Consider the following 24,633-nt stretch of genomic DNA (forward strand, 5'->3'; position numbering starts at 1 on the left):
ACATGTCACGGCGGCGACTCGACCGGCGGGTCCCCGACACGGGAGGGGCACACTGAGCGGGTGACCGAACTGACGTACCGCCACGTGGGGGCGACCCGGACCGGGCGGCTGCCCGCCGGATTCCGGCACCTGCGCTACCGCACCCGGATCGGCGACGGGGAGGAGGTGCTGCACCGCGCCGGGGAGGCGGTCCTCAGCTTCCGCATGCACCGGGCGATCGGTGCCCGGATCACCGCGGACGCCGGCCGGGCCGCGCCCGGAGTGCTGCTGACCGTCGGGCTCGGGCCGCTGCGCGCGCCGTGCGAGGTGGTGTGGACGCTGGAGGACGGCGATCGGATCGGGTTCGCGTACGGCACCCGGCCCGGTCATCCGGCTGCCGGCGAGGAGGCGTTCGTGGTGGAACGGGACGAGCACGACCGGGTGTGGCTGGTGGTGACCGCGTTCAGCCGCCCGGCCGGCCGGCTGATGCGCGCGGCCGGCCCGTTCGCGGTCGGGTTCCAGCACTCGTTCGCGCGGCTGTGCGGGTTGGCCCTGCGCCGCCTGGGTACCGTGAGACGGTGAGAGCGACCTGGTGGGGACACAGCACGGTGTGGCTCGCCGACTCCGGCGCGAACCTGCTGACCGATCCGGTGCTCACCGGCCGGCTGGCGCACCTGCGGCGGATGGCCGGCCCGGCGCCCCGTCTGCCAGGTCCCCCGGACGCGATCCTGCTGTCGCACCTGCACGCCGATCACTTCCACTGCGCGTCACTGCGTGCCGTACCGGGCAATCCGCTCTTGATCGTGCCCCGGGGTGCCCGGGACTTCACCGCCCGCGCTCTCGGCCGGGCGGCGGCCGACCGTTGTGTGGAGCTGGCGCCCGGTGAGGAGACGAAGGTGGGCACGGTCCGGGTGCGGGCGGTGCCGGCCCGGCACGACGGCAACCGGGGGCCCTGGTCGCGGGACCGGGCGATGGCCGTCGGATTCGTCGTGGAGGGGTCGTCGCGGGTGTGGTACGCGGGTGACACCGGCCTGTTCGACGAGATGCACGATCTGGGCCCGCTGGATCTGGCGCTGATCCCGGTGGGCGGCTGGGGACCGACCCTCGGAGCGCACGGCCACCTGGACGCCCGGGACGGCGCCGAGGCGCTGCGCCGGGTGCGGGCGTCGTGGGCGGTGCCGGTGCACTACGGCACGTTCTGGCCGGTGGGGATGGGCCGGGTGCGGCGGCACATGTTCGATCTGCCGGGTGAACGGTTCGCCGAGTTCGCGGCCGAGACGGCGCCGGACAGCCGGGTGCGGGTGCTGGCGCACGGCGAGACCCTGGACCTGGAGCCGGCCGCGTGATCGACACGCTGAGTGCTCTCGGCTGGTTGTTCCTGGTGGTGTCGTTCGGTGCGGTGGTGCCGATCGTGCCGACCGGCGCGGCGGTCAGCGGCTCGGCGGCGCTGATGTTCCACGAGCATCCGTTCTCGATCGGGTTCGTGGTGGCGGCGGGTGCGGCCGGGGCGTACGCCGGCGATCTGGTGATGTACGCGATGTGCCGTCTCGGCGGGGAGCAGCTGGCCCGCCGGTTGCGCTGGCTGCGCGACGAGGAGCACCTGGCCGGGGTGAAGGAGCGGCTCCGGGAGCGGCAGGTGCCGGTGCTGCTGGTGTCCCGGCTGATTCCGGGCGGCCGGGTTCCGGTGCTGCTCGCGGCCGCTTTCGCGGGGATCCCGTGGCGGACGTTCGTGGTGGCCAACCTGCCGGCCTGTGCGCTGTGGTCGCTGGTCTACGCGGCGATCGGCCTGGCCGGCGGTTCGATCTTCCCGGAGCCGTGGCAGGGTGTGATCGCCGCGGTGGTGGTGATAGTGCTCGTCAACCAGGCCCTGACGTGGTGGAACAGGCGGCGCGCGATCAGCATGCCGGGGGCGGCCGGGTGAGCGGGCGCCGCGTCACCGGGTGCGGGATGCGCGTGCGGCGCACAATGGGGGCATGTTCAATCTTCTGTCCGGCGCCGTCCAGCTCACCTCCACCGCGGTCGGCAGGGTGATCGAGACGGCCGCCACCGCGGCGACCATCCCGGTGCGGGCGGTGGGTCTGATCGGGCAGACCGAGACGCTGCTCAGCCGGGCGACCGTGGCGGTCTCGCGGGTGGAGGAGCTGATCGACAGGGTGTCCGCGGTGGTGACCGCGGCCGAGGCGACGGTGGCCGAGACCCGGGCGGTGGCCGACGTCGCGGCCCTCACCGTGCGGGAGGCGGCGGTCACCGCGGCGACCGCCGAGGAGCTGATCCGGCGGGTGTCGATCACCGCCGAGGCGGCCGGTGTGGTGCTCGGCGACGCCGCCACCGCGGTCGGTGAGGTGACCACCATCGCGACCCGGGCGGGCACGGTGGCCGCCCAGGTCGAGACCATGGTCGGCGACTACGCGCCGACGCTGCGGGACGCCGCCCCGCTGGCCGCCCGGTTCGTCGCCGAGCTGACCCCGGACGAGGTGACCGCCGCGATCCGGATGATCGACGAGCTGCCGGCCCTGCAGCACCACCTGGTCCAGGATGTGATGCCGCTGCTCGGCAAGCTCGACCAGGTCGGCCCCGACCTGCACAAGCTGCTCGAGGTGACCGAGGACCTGCACCTGGCCATCGCGGGCCTGCCCGGTCTGAAGATGCTGCGCCGCCGGGGCGAGGAGCGGGTGCACGAGAACTGAGCCCGGTGTGGTGGATCCCGCGGGATCCACCACACCAGGCTCGGGGTTCCGGTTCCTCAGGTTGATCAGTAGATCGAGACGCCGTACGCGTTCAGGGCCTCGGTGACCGGCTGGAAGTAGGTCACGCCGCCGGTGGAGCAGTTGCCGCTACCGCCCGAGGTCAGGCCGTAGGCGGCGGAGCCGCGGTAGAGCGGGCCGCCGCTGTCGCCCGGCTGGGCGCAGACGGTGGTGCGGATCAGGCCGGAGACCGAGCCCTGGGCGTAGTTCACCGTGCTGTTCAGCGCGGTGACCGTGCCGGTCCGGGTGCCGGTGGTCGAGCCGGTCCGGGTGACGGCGGTGCCGACCGGCGGGGTGGAGGCCGAGGTGAAGCCACCGGTCTTGGCGATGCTGGTGTTGGTGTAACGGACGATGCCGTAGTCGTTGCCCGGGAAGCTGGTGCCCGAACGGGTGCCGAGGGTCACCGAACCGTTGGTCCAGGTGGAACCGGCGTTGGTGCAGTGCCCGGCGGTCAGGAAGTAGTACGTGCTGCCGCTGCGCACGTTGAAGCCGAGCGAGCAGCGGCTGCCGCCGGTGTAGATCGCCGCACCGGCGGCGATGGTGGTGCTCAGTTTGCCGGGGATGCTCTCCAGGCGGGCGTTGTCGCCGAGCTTGGCGACGGTGGCCTTGACGGCGTCCAGTTTGGCGCCGGTGACGCTCTCGTCCACGCTGACCACGACCTGGTTGGTGACCGGGTCGACGGCGAACGCGGTGCCGGGGGTCTTCAGGTTGGTCTTGAGGCTGCTGTCGGCGGCGGCCAGGGTGGCGCCGCTGCGGGTCACGTACCGGGGGGTGGCGCCGGCGGCCTTGACCTCGGCGGCGGTCGCCGCGTCGGTCACGTTCACGACCACCTTGCCGGAGGCGTCCACATACGAGCCGGCGTCACGGCTGCCGAGCTTGCTGTCGAGGCTGATCGCGAGGGACGGGTCGGCGGCGATGGGGGCGGCCGACGCGGGGGACGAGGCCAGGCCGCTGGCGACGAGAACGCCCACCGCGAGGCCGACGATCGGTCGGCGAAGCATCGGGTTGAGCACGTTTCCTCCCAGGGGGAACGGGTGGGGTACACCGATCCGGCGTACCTCGTGCTCGCAGTATTTAAATTGTTCAATGTCCACGCAAGGTGCGTGAACGATCACCAAACATAGATCAACATAATTATGACCAGCAGAAACGGCTGGGGCATATCGTGGGCCTATGACCAGTTCGGGATGAAAGACCCGAGAAGCGTAACCGGTCGGCAACATCCGGGTCGCCGACCGGTTTCGCGCCACTACATCGACACACCTGAGGGCCTCACCTAACGCTCGACGACGGCGATCGGGGCCTCGTCCGCGAGCCGGTAGCCCAGCCCGTAGACCGTGGTGATCAGCTCGGGATCGTCCAGCTTGGTGCGCAGCCGGCTGACGTGCACGTCGACCGTCCGGTTGGTGGTGTGCCGGTGCCCCCAGACGTGGGTGAGCAGCTGCGCCCGGCTGAACACCTGGCGCGGGTGCCGGGCCAGGAACAGGAGCAGGTCGTACTCCAGACGGCTGAGCTCCAGCAGCCGGCCGCCCCGGAACGCGGTGCGCGCCCGCGGGTCGAGCCGGATCTCGGTGGCGGCCTCCGGCCGGGCCACCACCTCCGCCCCGCCGAGCTCCACCGCGGTGGCCGAACCGGCGGCGTCGACCAGCTCACGGAGGGCGGCCAGCACCCGCTCCCGGCCACTGACACCCCCGGCGATGCTGATCGTCACGGTGACGGGGGCCTGATCGTCGTCCAACTGCTGCTCCGGCGGCGACTCGGGCACCGGCCTCAGCAGGACCGGGCGGGGGTACGTGGCATGCGGATGCGCGACGGCGAGAGCGGTCATGGCTACTCCTTCGGATCCCTGAGGGGGCGCTCCGGCCGGTTGCGGCCGGGGCATCGCAAGGATACATTTCCTATCTGTTAGATAGGCATATCACATCGCAGTGGCGGGCATCATATCCCCGCCGACCACAATTACCTATCGGCTAAATAGGATATTTGGAGCGCCGTAATGACGGGACTCGTGGTGGTGTCCGGCAACCCGCGTGCCGGATCCCGGACGTCCGCGCTGGCCGTGGCGGTCGGCGAGGCGATCGCCGAACAGCTCGGCTCGCCGCAACCGCACGTGATCGAGGCCGGATCCCTCGGCCCGGGACTGCTGATCCCCGGCGACGAGGCGACCGGGGCCGCGGTGAGCATCATCCGCGAGGCGAACCTGCTGGTGGTGGCCACCCCCACGTACAAGGGCAGCTACACCGGAGTGCTCAAGGTGCTGCTCGACCAGCTGCCGGCCCAGGCACTGGCCGGCAAACTGGCCGTGCCGGTGGTGACCGCCGGGATCGCGCCGCAGGCCACCGCCGCCGAGGCGCTGCTGCGCCAGCTACTGGTCGAGCTGGGCGCGATAGTGGCCCGGCCAGGCCTGCCCGTGCTGGAGGCGGACCTGGCCGAGTCGACAGCGGTCGCACAGAAGTACGCCGCGGCCATGGACTGGTGACTCAGCTGACGGTGACCGTGTAGGAACGGGTGGCCGTCTGCTTGCCGGCGTCGGTGAAGCGGACCGTGAAGGTGAACTCGCCGGCGGCCGTCGCGGTGCCGGTGAGCACCCCCGAGCCGGCCAGGTTCAGCCCGTCCGGCAGCGCCCCGGACTCCAGCGTCCAGACGCCCTCGCGGCCACCGGCCACCGTCAGCCACTGCTCGTAGTCGTCACCGGCCGTGACACCGGGCAGCGACACCGTGGTGATCACCGGGGTGGAGGCCACCACCGGGATCACGATCCTCCTGGTCACGGCCTGCGGCACGTAGTCGGTGAACCGGACCGACACGGTGTAGCGGCCGGCCTTGGTGGGCGTACCGGAGAGGACCCCGGACGACGACAGCGACAGACCCGGTGGGAGCGAGCCGGCGGCGAGCTTCCACGAACCGCGGCGGGCGGTCTTCAGGGCCAGCCGGGCGGAGTAGCCGACACCGACACTCCCGGTGCCGGTCTGTCCGGTAGCGATCACCGGGGCCTTGGGCGGCGCCGGGACGAACAGCAGCCGGTTCGGGCTGCCCTTACGGTCGGTGACCTTGCCCTTGGTGGCGTCCCCGATCAGCCGGGCCTGCACCCGGGCCGGGCTCCAGCCCGGGTTGGCGTCCAGGACCAGCGCGGCGGCGCCGGCCACGTGCGGGGCAGCCATCGAGGTGCCGCTGTACTTCGCGGTCGAGGTGTTGCTCGACGCGGTGGCCGAGCGGATGTCGACACCCGGCGCGAACAGGTCGACACCCGGGCCGTGGTTGGAGAACGGCGCCCGCCGGTCCCGGCTGTCAACGGCCGCCACGGTGACCGCCTGCGGCACGTCGGCCGGGCTGCTCAGGGACGCGCTCATGTTCTCGTTGCCGGCCGCCACCACGTAGGTGACACCGGAGGCGATCGAGTCCTGCACCGCGTAGTCCAGTGACGGGCTGTTGCCGCCGCCCAGGCTCATGTTGGCCACCGCCGGGCGGGCCGCGTTCGCGGTCACCCAGTCGACGCCGTCGATGATGTCGGAGAGATAGCCCTCGCCCGCACAGTTCAGCACCCGGACAGCGACCAGCTTCACCTTCTTCGCCACCCCGTAGGTGGAGCCGCCGATGGTGCCGGCCACGTGGGTGCCGTGCCCGTTGCAGTCGTCGGCGACCGGGTCGTCACCGACGAAGTCGTAGCCGTACGACGCCCGCCCACCGAACTGGCTGTGACCGATCCGGATACCGGTGTCGATCACGTAGGCGTGCACGGTGTCGCCGTCGGCGGACGGCCGGAAGCTCTTCGACGGCTTCACCGCCCGCTGGTCGATCCGGTCCAGCCCCCACACCGGGTTGCGCTGGGTGCCGGCCAGCTTGACGACCCGGTCCGGCTCGACGAAGCGCACGTTCGGGTCGGCGGCGACCCGGCGGGCCTCGGCGGCGGTCATCTCGGAGACGAACCCGGGCAGACCACTGAACGACCGGACCAGGTCACCGGCCTCGACCCCGCGCGCCGCGAAACCGGACACCCGGTGCTTCATCGTCACGATGTAGCGGCCCTGCGGTGCGGCGGCCTGCGCCGGTGACGGCGCGACGAGAGCGGTGGCGGCCAGCGCCGCGGTGAGGGCGGCGCCCAGGGTCGTCTTTCGCATGACCGCCGTGATCGGCCGCCGGCCGCCCCGGTTGAGGATTCACACCTGATGGGCGAGCAGGGCCAGGCGGACCCGGTTCGGGCTGCCGGTCTTGGTCATCAGGGCGGTGATGTGCGTCTTCACCGTGGTCACCCCGATGTGCATCCGCTCGGCGATCTCCGCGTTGCTCAGGCCCTCCCCGACCAGGCCGAGCACCTGGTGCTCGCGGGCGGTCAGGCCGGCCGCCGGCGGGCGGGGCTCCGGGCGGGCGTCCACCGCGCGCCGTACCAGCCGGCGCAGCACGTCCTGGCTGAACGGGCTCTCCCCGGCGGCCGCCTGCCGCACCCCCTGCACCAGCTCCTCCGGCGGCGCGTCCTTGAGCAGGAAGCCGCACGCCCCGGCCTGCAACGCCGGATAGAGGTGGTCGTCGTCGCCGAAGGTGGTCAGCACCAGCACCCGGGCGGCCGGCCGGGACCCGACGATGCGGCTGGTCGCGGTGATCCCGTCGACGCCGGGCATGCGCAGATCCATCACCACCACGTCCGGTACGAGCCGGGCCGCCATCTCCACCCCGGTCCGCCCGTCACCCGCCTCGCCGACCACCTCGATGTCCGGCTGGGCATCGCACAGCATCCGCAGCCCGGCCCGGATCAGTTGCTGGTCGTCGACCAGCAGCACCCGGATCACGCGGCCTCCCCCGGAAGCGTCGTCGCCACCCGCCACCCCTTCCCGGACGGCCCCGCGTCCAGGGTCCCGCCCAGCACCTCGACCCGCTCCCGCATCCCGGTCAGGCCGTGCCCACCGCCGGACGGTACCTCCCGCTCCCCCGGCAGCCCACCGTCGTCGGCCACCACCCAGTCCACGTCGGACCCGGACAGCGCGACCCGCAGCCGGGCGGTCGCCGCCGGGCCGGCGTGTTTCGCCACGTTGGTGAGCGCCTCCTGGGTGAGCCGGAGCACGGCCAGGCCGCGGACCGCGTCCAGGCCGCCGACCGCCGGATCGATCTCGGCCTCCACGTTCACCCCGGCCAGCCGCGCCTTCTCCACCGCGCCGGCCAGGGCGGCGGGCAGCGCGGACGGCTCGATCGCGGTCAGCGAGGCGTCCCGGCGTACCTCATCGGGGTCGCGCAGGACCGCGACCAGCCGCCGCAGGTCGGCCAGCGCGTCCGACCCGGTCCGGTGCACGTCGTCGAAGATCTCCGCCACCCGCGGGTCGAGATCGGGCAGCACGTGCCGGCCGACACCGACCCGCAGCACCATCGAGGCGATGTGATGGGCGACCACGTCGTGCAGCTCACGGGCGATCGCGCTGCGCTCGTCTGCGCGGGCGGCGCGCTGCTCGGACTCGATCCGGCGGGCCGCCTGCACCCCCAGCTCGGCGGTGGTCCGGCCGACCGTGCCGAGCAGGATCGGCACGGACAGATTGATCAGCAGCCCGGCCAGCCCCTCGGGGACGCTGTCCGCCAGCGGCAGGCCCAGGGTCAGATAGACCACCGACACCAGGGCGGTGCCCGCGCCGACCCAGGCCCACCGGGGCGCCCAGAAGGCCAGCTCGCCGAGCGCCCACCCGGTGCCCACCTGGCTGATCGTCGGGTCGTCGAGCACTGTCAGCGAGACCGCGAACAGCGCCGTCTGCACCACCAGATTGACCGGCTGACGGCTGTGCAACAACAGTCCGGAACCGAACGCGAGCACCGCGAACGCCCACTGCGGCCCGGTCGGCGGCGTCGGGGTGCCACTGATCACCAGCAGGTATCCCAGACCGCTGGTGATCAGCAGCAGCATCCGCGGCAGCGTCTCCCGCGCGTTGAAGAGCCGGGCCATGCCGATCACCCTAAGGGCTTGCGCCACCACGGGCGTACCACCAGGTAGGCGGCGAGCCCGAGCGGCCCGAGCAGGATCGTCAGCAGCAGCACCGGGGCCATCAGCAGAGCCGGCACCCCGCGCTCCCGGCTGTCCAGGTAGGACCAGCGGCCGGCGAACAGGTCGAAGGCGATCATGTGGGCCCAGCCGGCCGCCGCACCCTCCGGGGTACCGAGCAGCGCCTGCACCCCGTCCAGGGTCGGGCTGGTCACCACCGGCCACACGTCCCCGAACGAACCGGCCACCAGGATCCCGTAGATCGCCACCACCGGCAGCGCGATCAGCGGGCTGGACACGATCCGGTGCGTCCACGACCACCTCGGCAGCAGGATCATCAGCGCCCAGAACGGGGCGGCCGGCAGGAACGTCGACTCGAAGAGGATTCCGGTCACGACCGCCCCCGCGTCACGGCCACGGCGGCGCCGGCGGTCAGGGCGGCCAGGGCGGCGAACGCGCCCAGGGTGATCCCGTCCGGCGAGGTCAGTGGCTGCGCGCGGAGCGCCTGCCAGGTCAGCAACAGCACCAGACCGGCGTACGCGATCCCGCCGACCAGCACAAGCCGGGCCCGCACCGGTTCCGCCCATCGGGTCCACCGGCCCAGCGCGTACGCCAGCAGCGGCAGCGCCTGCAGTGCGTGCAGCCCGACGAAGTGGCTGATCCGCAGATCGCCGCCGGTGGTGCTCCAGCCGGTGACCGGCATGCCCGGCCCACCGTCCGGCACCCCCACCGAGTGCGCCCCGATCAGCCCGTCCGCGGTCTGCTGCGAGGTCATCAGGAAGGCCAGCATCATGCCGAGCAGCGAGACGCCGAGCCCGAGCCGGATCGCGAAGGCGGCCGGCCGGTCCGGGATCCGCTGCCGCAGCGCCGTCACCCCGATCACCACCTGGGCGAAGAACAGCACCATGATCGAGGTGCCCATCACCGACCAGAGCATCGCGTTCAGCGGGGTGGACATGTTGTAGTGGCTGGCCTGGCCGCGCAGCACCTGGCCGACGATGACGGCCAGTTCGATCACCGAGACGCCGACGATGACGATGCCGGCCCGTTCGGCGAGGCGGCTGCGGCGGGGCAGGACGGCCAGGATCCAGGCGAGGGTCCAGCCGTAGAAGACGAACGAGACGGCGAACTTGAACGGCTTGAGCCAGATCGGGACCCCGGTCAGGATCCGGTCGTCCAGCAGGATCCCGGCCAGGGAGATCACGGTCAGGACGGCGGCGGCGCCGGTCAGCCAGAGCAGCGGTCCGCTCCAGCGGGCGCCGGCGCGTACGGCGGGTAGCGGCGGGGTGGTGGTGACGGTGGCGGTCATGCCATCACCGTCGCGTCTTCGCGGCACCGGATCGCCCGACCGGGGGCCGCACCGGCGGCCGGGCGGAGGAGGGCTTCTCCTCCCTGGGTAGGAGACGGTGATACTAGCGATGTGGATCACACCGCCCCCCGCATCGATTTCCCCGCCGACGAGTCCGGACGGCGTTCCAGCACCGCTTTCGGGCGTGCCGTGGTCGCCGAGGCGCTCCGGCCCGCCGACCCGGCCGCCGCGGCCGCCGCCGAGCGCGAGACCGACTGGCGCCGCGGCTACCTCCGGCACTTCAAAGCCCTGGTCGAGGTGGGCCTGACCGCCGACGGGGCGGCCGCCTACGAGATCGCCGAAGCCGGGCTCGCAGCGGTCCGGGCCCGGGTCCGGTACGGCGACGTCTCCCTGGCCGAGGCGCTGACCACGCCCCCGGAGCGGGAGCTAGAGACGGTCGAGGTGACCGGCACCGGACGGCCGGAGACCGAGGTGGTGCTGCCGTACCGGGGCGAACTGCTCCGCGGCGACGCCCTGCACCGGCGGCTCGACGCCTGGGTGACCGCCGGGGTGATCGAGGAGTCCTGCGCCGAGGCGGTCCGCGAGGTGGCCGGCTCCCCGGACTGGCTGGACCTCAGCGACCAGGTGCTGGTGGCGGCCGGGGCGGGCACCGAGATGGGCCCGGTCGCCTCGGTGCTCGGCTGGGGCGGCACGGTGCTGGCCCTGGACCTGCCGCGCCGGCCGGTGTGGGAGCGGGTGGCGAAGCTCGCCGAAGCCGGCGCCGGGCGGCTGCGCGCCCCGGTCGGCGGCGACGTGCCCGGCATCGACCTGCTCTCCGATCTCGGCGCGGTCGCCCGGTGGCTGCTCGGTTTCGACGGGCGGCTGATCCTCGGCAACTACGTGTACGCCCCCGGCGGCGCCTACCCGCTGCTGGCCGCCGCCGTCGACGAACTCGGCACCCACCTGCGGCAACACCGGCCGGACACCGCGCTGGCGTTCCTCGCCACCCCCACCGACGTGTACGCGGTCCCGGCGGCCGCCGTCACCCACTCCCGTTCCCGCTACGCCGCGCGCTCGGTGCGGGCCAGAGCCGGGAGTGTGCTGACCGGCCGGCGGATGCTGCGGCCCAACTACCCGGACCAGGTGGAGCCGGGTGTCAACGACAGCCTGGTGCCGCAGCAGGGCCCGAACTACGCGCTGGCCAAGCGCATCCACCGGTGGCGGGCCACGGTCGCCCGCCGGGACGGGACCGTCGGGTTCGCGGTGGCGCCGCCGACGAACACCCGGTCGGTGGTGAGCAACCGGATGCTGGCCGCCGCGTACGCCGGCGCGCACCTGTTCGACGTGGAGATCTTCGAACCGGAGACCGCGAGCCGGCTGATGGCGCTGCTGCTGGTGCACCAGATCCGCAAACCCCGGTCGGCTGCTCCGGCGGCGTGGCGGGACGAGGCGTACGCCGCCGCGCACGGTGGCCTGTGGCGGACCGCCTACCACCCGCGGACGGCTCTGCCGCTGGCCGCGGTCCGCGGTCTGGTGCTGCCCCGATGAACACCGCCGGCGGCCCTGCCCCGATGAACACCGCCGGCGGCGCTGCCCCGATGAACACCGCGGGCGGCCCTGCCCCGATGAAGACCGCGGGCGGCCCTGCCCCGATGAAGACCGCGGGCCTGGTGCTGGCGGCCGGGGCGGGCCGCCGCTACGGCATGCCGAAAGCGCTGGTGGCCGACCGGGGGCGGCGGTGGGTCCAGCGCGCCTGCGACACCCTGGCCGGCTGCGACCGGATCGTGGTGGTGGTCGGCGCGTCGGCCGCCGAGGTGCGCGCCGCGCTTCCCGCCACGGTGGAATCGGTGCTCAACCCCGACTGGGAGTCCGGGATGGGGTCGTCACTGCGCGCCGGCCTGCGTCATCTGTCCGGGACGGACGCGACGGCGGCCGTGGTCCTGCTCGTCGACATGCCCGGGGTCACCGCCGAGGCGGTCCGCCGGATCATGGCCCGGTCCACGCCGGACGCCCTGGTGATGGGCGGTTACGGCGACCGGCGCGGGCATCCGGTACTGCTCGGCCGCACCCATTGGGCAGGCGTCGCGGCGACCGCCACCGGGGATCGCGGGGCGCGCGACTACCTGCGCGCCAACCGGGTCGAGGTGGTCCCGGTGGACGACGTGGCCGACGACACCGACATCGACACTCCGTAGCCGGCACTCAACCCAAAATCAAGAGCAACCTTTCGGGACCCGGGGTCCACTCTCCAGTCAGAGGACCCCGGTTTGCCGCCCGGCCGAAGCGTTCCCCCCAAGACGCTTTCCCCCGGCCGAGGCGCAAGCCCTTCGAGAGACGGCCGGACCCGGTGCCAGACGGGTCCGGCCGTCCCACTTCAAACCCTTTTTCCGGTACGCCTACGAAGAGTCCCGTGCCTAACCTGCCGGGCAGGCGCCCCTCCAGACCGTCACCCCGCCGCCGGGCGAACGCGGCCCAAGACGCCACCCCGCGTGCCGCACAACGGTGCGCACCGCACCACACCGCGGCACACAACAACCCGAGCCGGGCCGCGTGCCGCACAGCGGTGCGGTCGGGCACCATCGGGTCCGCAACGCTCGACGTGGCCGGGTCCCGGAGTCCGTCGTTGCGGGCCTCACGATCGATGGTGTGACCGGAACCGGTCAGACTGTGGGGGTGCGGGAGCGGAGGCGGCGGAGCATGCGGGCGTCGGTGAAGCCGACCGCCCGGGCCGCGGACTCGGTGGTGGCGCCGTGGCTGATCAGGTGTTCGGCCCGTTCCAGGCGCAGTAGCTGCTGGTAGCGCAGTGGGGTCCGGCCGGTGGCGACGGTGAAGAGGCGGGTCAGGGTGCGCTCGCTGACGCCGGCGGCGGCCGCCAGGCCGGGCAGCGGCAGCGGTGTGGTGAAGGCGGCGTCGATCCGGTCCTGGACGCGGTGCACCACGTCGTTCAGGTGGGCCCGGTGGCGCAGCATGGCGCTGTGCTGCTGGTCGTCGCCGTTGCGGCGGGCGTACACCACCATCTCGCGGGCCACCCGGGCCGCGGCGGCCGGGCCGTGCCGCTGGGCCACCAGGTGCAGGGCCAGGTCGATGCCGCTGGCGATGCCGGCCGAGGTGACCACCCGGTCGTCGCTGACGTAGAGCACGTCGCGGACCACCGTCGCCGCGGGATGGCTGCGCGCCAGCCGGTCCTGGAGCCCGTGGTGGGTGGTGCAGCGGCGGCCGTCGAGCAGCCCGGCCCGGCCGAGCGCGTCGGCTCCGGCGCAGACGCTGGCGACGGTGCCGCCGGCGGCGTGGTGGGCGGCCAGCCGGTCCAGGGTGGCCGGCGTGAAGTAGCCGTAGCCGGTCCGCCACCCGGGCACCAGCACCAGGTCGCCGGGGTCCAGGTCGGGCCACGCCACCGCGGCGACCAGCGGCACTCCCTGCCAGGTCGGCACCGGGGACGCCTCGGCGTAGTAGAGCAGCTCGTATCCGGGTGCGGTGGAGAACACCTGGGCCGGGCCGGCCAGGTCGAGCAGGTGCACCTGCGGGGTCAGCACGAACAGCACCCGGCTCACGATCCGGTCACTCCCCGAGAATCTCCGAGACGGTTCGGACGGTGGCGAAGCGGCCGGACAGCGCGTACACGGTGCGGGCCACCACGTCCTCGGCGGACAGCGTACGGGGATCGGCCAGCAGTTCGTCCACGGTCTGGTCGGCGGGGGCGTCCGGGTGCGGGATCGGGTTGGTGGCGGTGGCGTCGATCGCGAACGTCACCCGGTAGCCGAGGTCGGAGGCGAACCGGGCGGTGGTCTCCACGCACTGTTCGGTGCGCAGCCCGGCCACCGTGATCGACCGGATCCCGGCGACGGTGAGCAGGTGTTGCAGGTTGGTGGTGGTGAACGCGTTGTGCACGGTCTTCACCAGCAGCGGCTCGTCCTCGGCGGGGGTCAGTTCGCCGACCACCCGGACGTGCCCGTGGACCGGGTCGAAGGTGTTGCCGGTGCCGGGTTCGGCGTGCACCACCCAGATCACCCGGTCGCCGGCGGCGCGGGCGGCGTCGACGAGCCGGCCCACGTTCTTGATCACGTCGGGGTTGCTGGTGGTGGCCCAGAGCGGCCGGGCCCGGAACGACTCCTGGACGTCGATCACTACTAGCGCGTTGTCGGTCATATCTGAATCCAACGCGGTCCGGTGCCCGGCCGGAAGGCATCTTCGGGCCGGGCACCGGAACGATCCGGTCAGCGCTGCCGGGCACGGGACCGGGCCCGGGCGTACTCCAGAAGCTGGTCGAGGAGGTCAGCGGTGGCCGGGCCGGGGTTCACCACGCCGGCCCAGCCCTGGACCGCGTAGGCCGGGTGCGGCATGAGCGTGTCCGTCGCGGCGAAGTCGATCTTCTCCTGGTGAATGCTGAACTCTTCCGGCCCGTACCCGAAGAGGGTCTTGAACCTGTCCCTGCCCACCTCGACGTTGACCCGGTAGCGTCCGGGGCCGGAGAGCCGGGACCGCTCGTCGAAATCGGGCACGTCGTGCAGCACGATGGTGGCGAACGGCCGCATCCGGTCCTCTCCGGCGAAGAAGAACCGATCACCCCAGGTGTACGGGGGCATGTCGGCCCCCTCCTCGATCCAGGTCTCGGTGACGCCGGGCAGCCCGGCGATCCGTGCCGCGTCGGCGGCGCCCGGCCGGTGCCCGATGTGCAGGATGGCGTCGGAGGTGCCGGCCATGGCGCCGGTGAGCGGGAAGTGCCCGAGCAGGTCGGTCTCCCGGTCGTGCAGGCCGTCGGCGGGCGGTGGCGGGAAGAGGCCGGTGGACGGGCCGAGCCGTTCCTCGTACGTGCCGGGCTCGGGTGCGCCGAGACCGGCCGGGCCGCTCGCGCCCAGACTGCCGGCGATGAACACGTAGCGTTCGCCGAGCAGCGCGGACACGATCGAACCGGCACCGGACCACTCGGCCGCCATGTCCATCCCCTCCCAGTGTGTCTCCCAGCTGCTGGGCGGGCGCTGGAGGTGGGCGTTGTGCGCCCAGACCAGGACCGGGCCGCGGTCGCGTTCGGTGGCGAGGATGTCGAGCAGGTTGCGGGCCATGATCGTGTCGCGGGTGCTGAGCAGGCGGCCGACCCGTTCCGACTGGGTGCCCGGCTCGGCCATCGCCGCGTGGTAGGTGAGCAGCCCGATCGCGGTGGCGGCGAGCACTTCGGCGCGCTCCCAGTCGCGGGTGGAGGTGGCGGCGATCAGGCGGGGCGCCTCGGCGTACAGCCGGGTCCGGAGGTCTTCGGCCAAACCGCGCAGCGCGGTGGCCTCCGGCGACCGGCCGGGAGATCGCGACGCGTCGTACATGATCTCGGGCGCGGTCCAGGCCTCGTCGGGGCCGGCCAGCCGGTCCAGCTCGGGCACCTCGGCACCCAGGTAGTCGCGGAGTGCGCGCAGGTAGCGGGCCGGGCTGGGGGCGGCCTGGATCTCGGTGGGCGCGTCGAAGCCGTGGAAGCCGACCTGTTCATCGGCGGGCCGGCCGGTGTTGTGGGCACGCAGCCAGTCGATCAGCTCGCGGGTCGGCGGGCGGGTGCCCCACTCGTGGCTGATCGCGCTGGTCAGGTCGATGTCGTCGCGGCGGCCGCGCACGTAGTCGTCGACGTCGAGGGCGGCGGCCCGGTCCGACTCGATGACGATCGAGCGGAAGCCGTGGCCGGTCAGGGTCTCCAGGATCCGGTTGCGGAGGCGGGCGAACGCCGGCTCGCCGTGGTAGGGCTCGCCCAGCGCGAGCAGGTGCGGCCGGCGCGCGGAGATCAGTGTCGTCAGCTCGGTGTCGAAAGCCATGACCTCAACCGTATCGTTGAACCAGCGTGTGAAGCTTTCTACGGGAAAAGCCTGGGAGAGTGCTCTGAAGTCTCAAAACGGGGTTCACCGGCCGGTGGATCTGGCGCGGGCGCACGGGCTGTCCGCGCAGGCGGTCCGCAACTACGAGCGGGCCGGGGTGATCCCGCCGGCGGCCCGCACCGGGAGTGGCTATCGGGTCTACACCGACGAGCACCAGAGCGCCTTGTCCGCATATATCGGACTTCTGGCTGGATTTGGGTACGCGGACGCCGGAGTGATCATGAGAGCTGTCCTCCGGAACGACCTCGATGCCGCCCTCGACACGATCAGCACCGCCCACGTGCGGCTCCAGCGTGACCGGGAGACCGTGGAACGCGTGGCGTCGACCGTGGACACTCTGGCCCGTGCGGAAACATCCGGCATCTCGGAGAAATCGGTTTCGGTCGGCACGCTCGCGCACCGCCTCGACGTCACCCCGGCCACCCTGCGCAAATGGGAACGCGCCGGAATCCTCGCACCGTCACGCGACCGCACCGCCCGCGTCTACTCCCCCGACGACATCCGCGACGCCGAACTGGCCCACCTGCTGCGCCGGGGCGGCTACCGGCTGGACCACATCGCGACGGTGATCGAGCAGGTCCGCGCGGCCGGCGGACCCGGACCGCTCGCCGCGTCGATCGATCAGTGGCGGGCCCGGATCACCGCCCGCGGCCGGGCCATGCTCACCGGCGCCGCCCGGCTGGCGGAACACCTGGAGACACGCGTCGCCCCGCCCGTGGGGGATACGGGCGGGGCGACGGGTCTGTGATCAGCGAGGGAAGTCGCGGTAACTACCGGTGTAGTAGTCGCCGACCTGCTGACGGTACTCGGACGTCTCGAAGGTGTCCTTGTCGTACTCCGGAGAGTCCTTGATCTGCTCCTTCGTACGGTCCACGTAGACCTTCTTCTCGTCGTGATCGAACGTCTGGACCGTGCCGGCCGGGAGGATCACCTTCCGCCCGAAGATCCACGGTCCGGTGTCGACGATCAGGAACGAGTCTCCGACGTCATGGCTGGCCTTGTCGATCGAGCCGATGTGACCATCGGTGGCCTCGACCTTGTAGCCGACCAGATCCACGCCGGTCGTACCGTATTCCTCGGCGCTCTCCGCGGTCACCGGATCGTTGCTCAGACCGGACGGTTCGCGCCATGCCCACGGGGTGAACGGCGTCGGTTGCATAACGGACTCCTCAATTCTGTTGACTTGTGCCGTTGGCATTGAGGTACCCGGTCTTTCCGCGGCCTAACCAAACTTCTACCGGTTGATGTCCTCACCGGAGAGTGCGGCCAGCTCAGCGCGGTTCGGCAGACCCTCGCAGTCACCCGGGACGGTGACCGCGAACGCTCCGGCCGCGATCGCCGTCCGCAGCCGCCCGGCCGCGTCCACACCGGCCAGACGATCGGCGAGATAGCCGGCCACGAACGCGTCCCCGGCACCGACCGGGTCGACGGCGGTGACGGTGAGCGCGGGCGCCTCGTGCCGGACCCCGTCGATCAGTGCCGCGCAGCCGCGGGCCCCGTCCTTGACGATCACCTCGGCCGGGCCGAGCCGGGCCAGCCCGTCCACCGGATCCGTCGAGTCCACGAAGATCGCCGCCTCGTCCGGGCCGGCGAACACCACGTCGGCCCGGCTCACCAGGTCACGCAGGACCGGGGCCGCCTCCGCCCGGGACCACAGCTTGCTCCGGTAGTTGACGTCCACCGACACCGGCACACCGGCCGACCGGGCCTCCTCGACGGTGTGGAACACGGCCGCCCGGCAGGTGTCGCTCAACGCCGGGGTGATGCCGGTGACGTGCACGATGCCGGCCGCGCGGATGGCGTCCCGGGGCAGGTCGGCGGGGCTCAGCCGGGACCCGGCACTGCCCGCCCGGTGGTAGTCGGCCTGAATGAACTGGGCCGATCGCCGGTAACGGATCATCAGTCCGGTGTGACCGGTGTCCGGGACCACGTGGACGCGTACCCCCGAAGCTCGCAACCGGGCCGCGATCAGACCGCCGGCCGCGTCGCGGCCGAGACGCCCCGCCCACGTCGCGGCCCCGCCCAGCCGGGCCACCCCGATCGCGACGTTGCTCTCCGCACCGGCCACACCGAGGGTGAATCCGCGGGCGTGCTCGACCGGGCCGATGCCGTCGGCGACGAAGATCCCCATCGACTCGCCGAGGGTGAACAGGCTCATGAGCGGGCGAACGTCACGGCGTCGACGGCGTGCCGGGCCCGCGCGGCCAGAGCGGTGAGGCTGCCGCCGGTGGCCGCGTCCCCGATCAGCGGCCCGCCGACACCGACCGCCACCGCCCCGGCGACCAGCCATTTGGAGATGTCCTCCAGGCCGATCCCGCCGGTCGGCATGATCCGGACGTCAGGCAGCGGACCCCGGAGATCCTTGAGGTACGCCGGACCCAGCCCACCGGCCGGGAACAGTTTGATCAGCGGAGCGCCGGCCCGGTGCGCGGTGTAGACCTCGGTCGGGCTGAACGTGCCCGGGTAGAACGGCACCGGCTGCGGGCCGAGCCCGCTGACCGGGGCGACCAGGAAGGACGCGCCGGCGTCCACGGCGGCTTTGGCGTCGTCCTCGGTGAGCACGGTGCCGGCGCCGATCAGCACCGTGCCGGGCAGCTGGCGGCGCAGACCGGAGATCGCTTCCAGGGCGCCGTGCGAGGTGAGGGTGACCTCCATCGCGGTGACCCCGGCGGCGACCAGGACGTCGGCGACGGCGGCGAACCCGTCGGCGGTGGGCGCGCGCAGGATGGCGACGATCCCGCTGTCGGTGATGGCTGCGGAAACCGGATCGAGGGGCGTACGTTGATCAGTCACGCCCTCGATCCTGCCCGATGCAAACGTTTGCAGAAAGGGTCGATCACTGCCGTTCCGGGTCGCGGGCCTTCACCCGGCCGTTCAGCGACGGCAGCGACTTCGGCGGGGTGTCGACGATGCCCAGCTCGTCCCGGACCGCCGCCTCGAACTGCTGCATCACCAGCGGCACCTGGGCCAGCAGCTCCCGGAAATGGGTCTGCGGCTGCACCCCGACCACCCCGGCCGGGTTCATCTCGCCGTGCAGGCGCTCCAGCTGCAGATGCACGGCCAGGGCGGCGCTGCGGACCGGGCCGGACGCGAGCAGGCGCACCGGCATCAGCGCCGGGCCGATCTGGTCGACGTAGTTGAGGGCGGTCGGCGGCTTCTCCCCGGCGTCGAACGTCACCCGCAGCCGATGGGTGGCGTGCTCGAAAGCGGCGAGCAGCCGGCAGTAGGCCTCTTTCCGCTCCTCGTACCACTGCCGATCACGGCGGGACCGGTGGAGCAGGTCGTTGTTGCGGGCTGCGACGAGGTGCGCCACCCCGGCACCGGCGAGGGCGAACACGACCGCCACCAGGGGCAGTCCCCACCACGGGATCTGAGACACCCGCATACCGTATCGAGCCGCCCGCCCCGGGGCAGCCGTCGGGGCTTGACCCGAAGGCGGTGCTGACCATCGGCGGCTGAGCCGGCGCGCGACGGGAGGCCGGGTCAGCGCAGGTGGACCAGGCCGTCGAGGACCACCGAGGGCCGGCCGGACGTGCCCTCGGCCTGGACCCGCACGGTGTGGGCGCCGGCGCTGCGCCAGGTCCGGGTCCACACCGCGCGGGCGTGCTGCGGCGACGCCGACCGCAGATCGACCACTCCCTGGAACTCCTCGTCGACGTAGATCCGCACCCGGCCCGAGGTGGCCGTCCGGCCCGCCACCAGGGCCGCCGACGTGCCGGTGAAGGTCCAGCTCAGCGAAGCCCCGGCGGTCGCCGCGACGACCGCCTCACCACCGAGATGCCCCTGGTCGCGGACGGTCCGCCAGGTTCCGGCCCGGATCGCCTCGGCCTCGGTCAACAGCACCGGGGTACGGGTGACGGTGTCCGCCGCCGGGTTCCCGGCCCGGTCGGTGGCGGTGACCGTCCACGTCGCCGGATCACCGAGGCGCGCCGAGCCGGGCAGCGAGACGGCCGTACCGGGCAGGGTCCCGGTGGTGGATCCGGACACCTCGACCGCGCTCAGCCCGGACGTGTCGGAGACCGACCAGCTCACCCGGACCGGCGCGGACCGGCCGACCGCGCCCTCCCGCAGCGACGCCAGCGGCGTGCCGGTGAACCGCGGCGCCACCGGGTCGGCCACCACCGTGGCCGAGGTGGAGGTGATCCGGCCGGACAGGTGGATCGCCCGCACCGTCACCCGGTGGGTGCCCGGGGTCAGCCGGACACCCGCCTGCCGGTGCCCGGACGGGGCGGCCGCGGCCAGGCGCCCACCCACGTACACCTCGAAGCGGTCCATCATCCGGCTCGGGGTGTCCAGGTTCCAGGCCGGGCCGGCCGCGCTCCTGGTGTAGTACCTCCCGGCGTACTCCCGGGCCCCGTTCACCCCGCGGTAGCGCAGCCGGGCCGGGGCCGCCCCGGCGATCGCCCGGATGGCCGGGAGCTGGGCGTACAGCGAGTCGCCGGGGCATTCGGTCCGGCCGGTGTCGCGGTGCGCGGAGATCCGGTTCAGCACCGCGGTGCGGCCCTTCGGATAGCGGTCGCTGCCACCGGAGACCAGGCCGGCCCGGCCCAGCGGCGGATTGCCCCAGGCACCCAGCTTGTACGCGGCGAGCTGCGCGACGGCGGCCCGGGCCGCGGTCGAGACGGCTGTCGACCGGTGGTCGCCGATCACCGCGACGGCGCTGGCGTTCTCGTTGAATCCCAGGGTGTGCGCGCCCAGGACGGACCGGTGCACCCCGCCGGCCCGGCCCTCGAAGATCCGCCCGCACTTGTCGACCAGGAAGTTGTAGCCGATGTCGTTCCAGCCCTTGCTGCGGACGTGGAAGGCCTCGATCCCGCGGACGATGGCGGCCGACTGGGCGCAGTCGTAGGCGTTGCCGCTGGCGGTGTGGTGCACGAAGACGACGTGGACGGCCCCGGTGTACTCCGGCGGTTCGATCACCATCGACTCGTCGGCCCGCCAGCCGGCCCGGGTGACCATCCGCGGCACCGGCCGCGCCGGCACGACCGGCGCGGCCCGCTCGCCTCGCCGCCCCTTTCCCGCCCGCTTCCTGCCCTCGCGCTTCCTTTTCTCCCGGCCCGCCTTCTCCTCCTCACGAGCCGAGTTCCCGGCGAGGACCAGGCTGCCGCTCCCCACCTGATGGTCTACCCGGTGGTCCACGCCCTCCGGGTTGATCAGATCGACGCGGAGGCCCTTCGGGAAGGGATCGGCAGCACCCGCCGCGACCACCCGGGCCTGCACACCGTCGGACGGCCCGACCCACAGCGGATCACTGGCACCCCGGACCGCCGGGCCCTCAGCCCCGGCCGAGGCGTCCGGATTGTCGGTCTCCAGGGGTTGCCAGGCGGTCCAGTCCCCCGTCTCCGCGCTCCGGGTTCTGATCTCCATCGTGCCGGCCGGCGTCGTGCGCGGATCGGCCCAGGTCACGCCGACCAGGCTGAACGGCCCGGTGGCCCGTTGTGGCAGCACGGCGACCCGGGTCGCGGACCGGCCGCCGGGCCGGGCCGCGACCGGGACGAAGGCGCGGGCCTCGATCAGCGGAAGAGTCTGCAGGACCGAAGCCGGCCGCCGGACCGCCGCCGCGGCTCCCCCGGCCGCGGCTCCCGGCCCGGCGGCCGGCGGGTGCGGCGCCGCCATACTGCCGCTCAGGACGACGGCCAGGGCTCCGGTGGTGGCGGCCAGGTGTGCGGTGAGCCGGTTGCGGCGCATGTGTACTCCCCCGGCCACCGGCATAACGGGTCATTTCGGGTGCCCGACGGCCAAGAGACACCCTGCCGAATACCGGCAGGGCGGGTGGGGAGTTCGGTGAAAAAAGTTCAGATCATTGGTTCATCAGCCAGATCGCGGCGTTCAGGGCGGTCGCGAAGGTGACCCACGCCCAGTACGGCAGCAGCAGCCCGGCGGCCGCCCGGGAGGTCGGCCGGAACTTCCAGGCCGTCACCCCGATCAGCACCCAGAGAACCACGATGTCGAGCAGAGCGAGCCCGTATTGCCCGAACCCGAAGAAGATCGGCGTCCAGATCGCGTTGAGGACGAGCTGGGCGGCATACCAGTTGAGGGCGGGTGACCAGCCGGTCCGCCGCCAGACCAGCCAGCCGCTGACCGCGATCATCACGTAGAGCACCGTCCAGACCGGCCCGAACAGCCACGACGGCGGCGCCCAGGACGGCTGGTCGAGGCTCTGGTACTCGGCGGGTGTCCCGGCCACTCCGAGCCCGCCGAGCAACGCGGCCCCCGCGGCCGCCGCTGAAAACCCGGCGAGCCCGAGCCAGGTCGGAACCGATCCGTTCCCGTGCGCCACATGACTGGTCATGGTCGCTTCTTACCCGGCCGCATAGGGTGCCACTCATGCCCGTGGACTACCGCAGTCAGACGACTCTGATCACCGGCGCCAGCTCCGGCCTCGGCGCCCTCTTCGCCCGGCGGCTGGCCGCCCGTGGTTCCGATCTGATCCTGGTGGCCCGGCGGACCGACCGGCTGGAGGCGCTGGCCGCCGAGCTGCCGTCGGTGCGGGTCACCACGATCGGCATGGACCTGTCCGAGCCGGGCGCGGGGGCGAAACTGGCCGCCGCGGTGGCCGAGCGCGGCCTGACCGTGACCAGCCTGATCAACAACGCCGGATTCGGTACGCACGGGATGTTCCACGAGGCCGACCCGCGGCGGATCACCGAGGAGATCACCCTCAACGTGACCAGCCTGACCGAGATCAGCCGGGCGTTCATCGAGCCGCTCCGGGCGTACGGCAAGGGGGTCTTGATCAATGTCGCCAGCATCATCGCCTACCAGCCGGGTCCGACGCTCGCGGTGTACGCGGCCACCAAGGCCTACGTGCTCAGTCTCACCGAAGCGCTGTACGCCGAGTCGCGGGGCACCGGGCTGCGGGTGATGGCGCTGTCGCCGGGACCGACCGAGACCGAGTTCTTCCAGGTGGCCGGGGAGCACGCGGACGGCGGGATGCCGCGCAGCAGCCCGGAGCGGGTGGTCGACGAGGCGATCCGGGCCCTGGACCGGCGCAACCCGCCGCCCAGCCTGATCACCGGCCGGTCCCTGCGGATCGCGATCGGGACCGGGCGGCTGGCCGGGCGGCGGGTCACACTGGCCCTGCTGGGCCGGATGATGGGTCAGACCGTCCGGCGGTAGACGACGGCCTGCCAGGGGCCGAGGGTCAGGCCGTCCGGTGCGCGGTCCAGGTTGGTCAGCACCAGCTCGGCGTCCTGCCAGCCGTCGATGTCGGCGCGCACCGTCTCGCCGGAGAAGTTGCCGATCACCAGCAGTTCGGTGTGGTCCAGGCGGCGGGTGAAGGCGTACAGCCGCTCGTCGTGCGGCAGCAGCATGGTGAAGTCGCCGTCGGCCACCACCGGCTCGCTCTTGCGCAGCGCGATCAGCTGCCGGTAGTAGTGGAAGACCGAGTCCGGGTCACCGCGCTGCGCCTCGGCGTTGATCTCCGGATAGTTCGGGTTGACCGGCAGCCAGGGCGTGCCGGTGGTGAACCCGGCGTGCGGCGTGCCGTCCCACTGCATCGGGGTGCGCGCGTTGTCCCGGCCCCGGGCCCGCAACACCGTCAAGACCTCTTCGGGGGTACGTCCTTCCAGCTCGACCGCCTGCCGGTACATGCCGAGGGCCTCGATGTCCTGGAACTCCTCGATCCCACCGAACGGGTAGTTGGTCATGCCGAGTTCCTCGCCCTGGTAGACGTAGGGCGTGCCGCGGTGCAGGTGCAGGACGGTGCCGAGCATCTTGGCCGAGGCCACCCGGTGTTCCGGGCTGTCGTCGCCGTACCGGGAGACCACCCGGGGCTGGTCGTGGTTGTTCCAGTAGAGGCTGTTCCAGCCCTTCTCGGCGAGCCCGGCCTGCCACCGGCCGAGGATCGCCTTGAGCGCGGTGAGCTGGAGCGGGACGAGCAGCCACGGGTCCGGTCCGCGGTCCACCCAGACGTGGTCGAATTGGAACACCATGTCGATCTCGTGCCGGTCCGGGTCGGTGTGCAGGATCGCCTCCTCGACCGTGACGCCCGGGGTCTCACCGACGGTGAGCAGGCCGTCCCGCCCGGCGAAGACCTCGCGGTGCATCTCCTGGAGGAATTCGTGCAGGCGGGGGCCGCCGATGAAGCCGGCCGACCCGTCGGCGAACGCGGACCCGACCGACAGCCGGCCGTCCGGCAGCGAGCCGTCGGCGCCGACCACCTTGGAGATCATGTTGATCACGTCCATCCGGAAGCCGTCCACGCCGCGGTCCAGCCACCACCGCATCATCGTGTAGACGGCCTGCCGGACCTCCGGGTTCTCCCAGTTCAGGTCGGGCTGCTTGCGGGAGAACAGGTGCAGGTAGTACTCGCCGGTCTTCTCGTCGAACTCCCAGGCCGAGCCGCCGAAGACCGATCCCCAGTTGGTCGGCTCGGCGCCCGGGGCCCCGGGTTCCATCCCGGCGCGGGCCGGCCGCCACCAGTACCAGTCCCGTTTCGGGTTGTCCTTCGAGCTCCGGCTCTCCAGGAACCACTGGTGCTCGTCGGAGCTGTGGTTGACCACCAGGTCCATGACGATCTTCATGCCCCGCCGGTGCGCTCCGGCGAGCAGCTCGTCGAAGGTCGCCAGGTCGCCGAAGAGCGGCTCGATGTCCTGGTAGTCGCTGATGTCGTAGCCGTTGTCGTCCTGCGGCGAGGGGTAGATCGGGGACAGCCAGAGCACGTCGACACCCAGCTCGGCCAGATGGTCGAGGTGGTTGATGACACCGCGCAGATCACCCATGCCGTCGCCGTCGGCGTCCGCGAAGCTGCGCGGGTAGATCTGGTAGACGACCGACTGTTTCCACCACGAATCCGTCATTGGTCTTCTCTAACAC

Annotated in this window: 26 protein-coding genes; 9 read left to right on the forward strand and 17 right to left on the reverse strand. The window is 72.5% G+C overall.

Translation table 11 applies throughout. The features are described 5' to 3' along the window. The first annotated feature begins 60 nt into the window (after positions 1–60). From ACQ0O7_RS19150 to ACQ0O7_RS19165, 4 genes are read left to right on the forward strand one after another with little or no spacing between them, the layout of a single operon-like run. Positions 61–561 (forward strand): DUF1990 family protein, encoded by a 501-nt coding sequence (locus ACQ0O7_RS19150; protein ID WP_430783486.1) that lies wholly within the window; start codon positions 61–63, stop codon positions 559–561. Next, entirely contained in the window at positions 558–1,325 is a 768-nt protein-coding gene (locus ACQ0O7_RS19155; protein WP_430783487.1) for an MBL fold metallo-hydrolase, read from the forward strand. The genes ACQ0O7_RS19150 and ACQ0O7_RS19155 overlap by 4 nt, the downstream gene beginning before the upstream one ends. Continuing rightward, complete coding sequence (locus tag ACQ0O7_RS19160) at positions 1,322–1,900, forward strand: DedA family protein (protein WP_430783488.1); 579 nt, start codon at positions 1,322–1,324, stop codon at positions 1,898–1,900. The genes ACQ0O7_RS19155 and ACQ0O7_RS19160 overlap by 4 nt, the downstream gene beginning before the upstream one ends. Positions 1,901–1,952: 52 nt before the next feature. Next, positions 1,953–2,666: a hypothetical protein gene (locus ACQ0O7_RS19165; protein WP_430783489.1), complete on the forward strand. Its 714-nt coding sequence runs from the start codon at positions 1,953–1,955 to the stop codon at positions 2,664–2,666. 65 nt (positions 2,667–2,731) lie between these two features. On the opposite strand, the gene ACQ0O7_RS19170 is transcribed toward ACQ0O7_RS19165, so the two are convergent. Both ACQ0O7_RS19170 and ACQ0O7_RS19175 read right to left on the reverse strand, forming a co-directional pair. Next, a complete protein-coding gene (locus tag ACQ0O7_RS19170; RefSeq protein ID WP_430783490.1) occupies positions 2,732–3,724 on the reverse strand; it encodes a S1 family peptidase in 993 nt (330 codons plus the stop codon). Between the two features lie 275 nt (positions 3,725–3,999). After that, entirely contained in the window at positions 4,000–4,551 is a 552-nt protein-coding gene (locus ACQ0O7_RS19175; RefSeq protein WP_430783491.1) for a winged helix-turn-helix domain-containing protein, read from the reverse strand. A 168-nt stretch (positions 4,552–4,719) separates the two neighbouring features. Between ACQ0O7_RS19175 and ACQ0O7_RS19180 the strand changes: the two genes are divergently transcribed. Further along, complete coding sequence (locus ACQ0O7_RS19180; protein ID WP_430783492.1) at positions 4,720–5,202, forward strand: NADPH-dependent FMN reductase; 483 nt, start codon at positions 4,720–4,722, stop codon at positions 5,200–5,202. Between the two features lies 1 nt (position 5,203). Here the strand turns inward: ACQ0O7_RS19180 and ACQ0O7_RS19185 are convergent, their stop codons facing one another. The 5 genes from ACQ0O7_RS19185 to ACQ0O7_RS19205 are packed head-to-tail and all read right to left on the reverse strand — an operon-like array spanning position 5,204 to position 9,988. Then, positions 5,204–6,841: a S8 family peptidase gene (locus tag ACQ0O7_RS19185; protein ID WP_430783493.1), complete on the reverse strand. Its 1,638-nt coding sequence runs from the start codon at positions 6,839–6,841 to the stop codon at positions 5,204–5,206. Between the two features lie 39 nt (positions 6,842–6,880). Further along, positions 6,881–7,507, reverse strand: a complete 627-nt coding sequence (locus ACQ0O7_RS19190) for a response regulator transcription factor (RefSeq protein WP_430783494.1) — start codon at positions 7,505–7,507, stop codon at positions 6,881–6,883. Then, positions 7,504–8,643 carry a sensor histidine kinase gene (locus ACQ0O7_RS19195; protein ID WP_430783495.1) on the reverse strand — a complete coding sequence of 380 codons (1,140 nt, stop codon included), beginning with the start codon at positions 8,641–8,643 and terminating at the stop codon, positions 7,504–7,506. Before ACQ0O7_RS19195 ends, ACQ0O7_RS19190 begins: the two co-directional genes overlap by 4 nt. Positions 8,644–8,648: 5 nt before the next feature. Beyond that, a complete protein-coding gene (locus ACQ0O7_RS19200; RefSeq protein WP_430783496.1) occupies positions 8,649–9,074 on the reverse strand; it encodes an ABA4-like family protein in 426 nt (141 codons plus the stop codon). Next, positions 9,071–9,988 (reverse strand): hypothetical protein, encoded by a 918-nt coding sequence (locus ACQ0O7_RS19205; protein ID WP_430783497.1) that lies wholly within the window; start codon positions 9,986–9,988, stop codon positions 9,071–9,073. Before ACQ0O7_RS19205 ends, ACQ0O7_RS19200 begins: the two co-directional genes overlap by 4 nt. 111 nt (positions 9,989–10,099) lie before the next feature. Between ACQ0O7_RS19205 and ACQ0O7_RS19210 the strand changes: the two genes are divergently transcribed. Then, entirely contained in the window at positions 10,100–11,515 is a 1,416-nt protein-coding gene (locus ACQ0O7_RS19210) for a hypothetical protein (protein WP_430783498.1), read from the forward strand. A gap of 104 nt (positions 11,516–11,619) precedes the next feature. After that, positions 11,620–12,162, forward strand: a complete 543-nt coding sequence (locus tag ACQ0O7_RS19215; protein ID WP_430783499.1) for a nucleotidyltransferase family protein — start codon at positions 11,620–11,622, stop codon at positions 12,160–12,162. A gap of 465 nt (positions 12,163–12,627) precedes the next feature. Here ACQ0O7_RS19215 and ACQ0O7_RS19220 read toward each other — a convergent pair whose 3' ends face one another. The 3 genes from ACQ0O7_RS19220 to ACQ0O7_RS19230 all read right to left on the reverse strand — a co-directional run bounded on the left by ACQ0O7_RS19220 (position 12,628) and on the right by ACQ0O7_RS19230 (position 15,756). Beyond that, entirely contained in the window at positions 12,628–13,518 is an 891-nt protein-coding gene (locus ACQ0O7_RS19220; RefSeq protein WP_430783500.1) for a GlxA family transcriptional regulator, read from the reverse strand. Between the two features lie 7 nt (positions 13,519–13,525). Next, a complete protein-coding gene (locus ACQ0O7_RS19225) occupies positions 13,526–14,113 on the reverse strand; it encodes an isochorismatase family protein (protein WP_430783501.1) in 588 nt (195 codons plus the stop codon). A 68-nt stretch (positions 14,114–14,181) separates the two neighbouring features. After that, on the reverse strand, positions 14,182–15,756 hold the full coding sequence (locus ACQ0O7_RS19230; RefSeq protein ID WP_430783502.1) for a DUF6194 family protein: 1,575 nt from the start codon (positions 15,754–15,756) through the stop codon (positions 14,182–14,184). A gap of 64 nt (positions 15,757–15,820) precedes the next feature. Here ACQ0O7_RS19230 and ACQ0O7_RS19235 point away from each other — a divergent pair, with 64 nt between their 5' ends. Further along, positions 15,821–16,564 (forward strand): TioE family transcriptional regulator, encoded by a 744-nt coding sequence (locus ACQ0O7_RS19235; RefSeq protein ID WP_430784001.1) that lies wholly within the window; start codon positions 15,821–15,823, stop codon positions 16,562–16,564. Here ACQ0O7_RS19235 and ACQ0O7_RS19240 read toward each other — a convergent pair whose 3' ends face one another. The 6 genes from ACQ0O7_RS19240 to ACQ0O7_RS19265 form a co-directional block, all read right to left on the reverse strand. After that, entirely contained in the window at positions 16,565–16,975 is a 411-nt protein-coding gene (locus ACQ0O7_RS19240) for a PRC-barrel domain-containing protein (protein ID WP_430783503.1), read from the reverse strand. 75 nt (positions 16,976–17,050) lie between these two features. Further along, entirely contained in the window at positions 17,051–17,974 is a 924-nt protein-coding gene (locus ACQ0O7_RS19245; protein WP_430783504.1) for a sugar kinase, read from the reverse strand. Then, the gene (locus ACQ0O7_RS19250; RefSeq protein WP_430783505.1) at positions 17,971–18,609 is read right to left on the reverse strand and encodes a bifunctional 4-hydroxy-2-oxoglutarate aldolase/2-dehydro-3-deoxy-phosphogluconate aldolase; all 639 of its coding nucleotides are present in this window, start codon (positions 18,607–18,609) and stop codon (positions 17,971–17,973) included. Before ACQ0O7_RS19250 ends, ACQ0O7_RS19245 begins: the two co-directional genes overlap by 4 nt. A 43-nt stretch (positions 18,610–18,652) precedes the next feature. Next, entirely contained in the window at positions 18,653–19,201 is a 549-nt protein-coding gene (locus ACQ0O7_RS19255) for a hypothetical protein (RefSeq protein ID WP_430783506.1), read from the reverse strand. Between the two features lie 98 nt (positions 19,202–19,299). Then, complete coding sequence (locus tag ACQ0O7_RS19260) at positions 19,300–21,504, reverse strand: N-acetylmuramoyl-L-alanine amidase (protein WP_430783507.1); 2,205 nt, start codon at positions 21,502–21,504, stop codon at positions 19,300–19,302. A 112-nt stretch (positions 21,505–21,616) separates the two neighbouring features. Beyond that, on the reverse strand, positions 21,617–22,108 hold the full coding sequence (locus ACQ0O7_RS19265; protein ID WP_430783508.1) for a TspO/MBR family protein: 492 nt from the start codon (positions 22,106–22,108) through the stop codon (positions 21,617–21,619). 35 nt (positions 22,109–22,143) lie between these two features. Between ACQ0O7_RS19265 and ACQ0O7_RS19270 the strand changes: the two genes are divergently transcribed. Next, the gene (locus tag ACQ0O7_RS19270) at positions 22,144–22,935 is read left to right on the forward strand and encodes an SDR family NAD(P)-dependent oxidoreductase (protein WP_430783509.1); all 792 of its coding nucleotides are present in this window, start codon (positions 22,144–22,146) and stop codon (positions 22,933–22,935) included. Here ACQ0O7_RS19270 and ACQ0O7_RS19275 read toward each other — a convergent pair. Next, positions 22,917–24,617, reverse strand: a complete 1,701-nt coding sequence (locus ACQ0O7_RS19275; protein WP_430783510.1) for an alpha-glucosidase — start codon at positions 24,615–24,617, stop codon at positions 22,917–22,919. The genes ACQ0O7_RS19270 and ACQ0O7_RS19275 overlap by 19 nt on opposite strands. Positions 24,618–24,633: the final 16 nt, after the last annotated feature.

The organism is Actinoplanes sp. G11-F43 (genome assembly GCF_050589265.1).
In the GTDB taxonomy this organism is placed as follows: Bacteria; Actinomycetota; Actinomycetes; order Mycobacteriales; family Micromonosporaceae; genus Actinoplanes.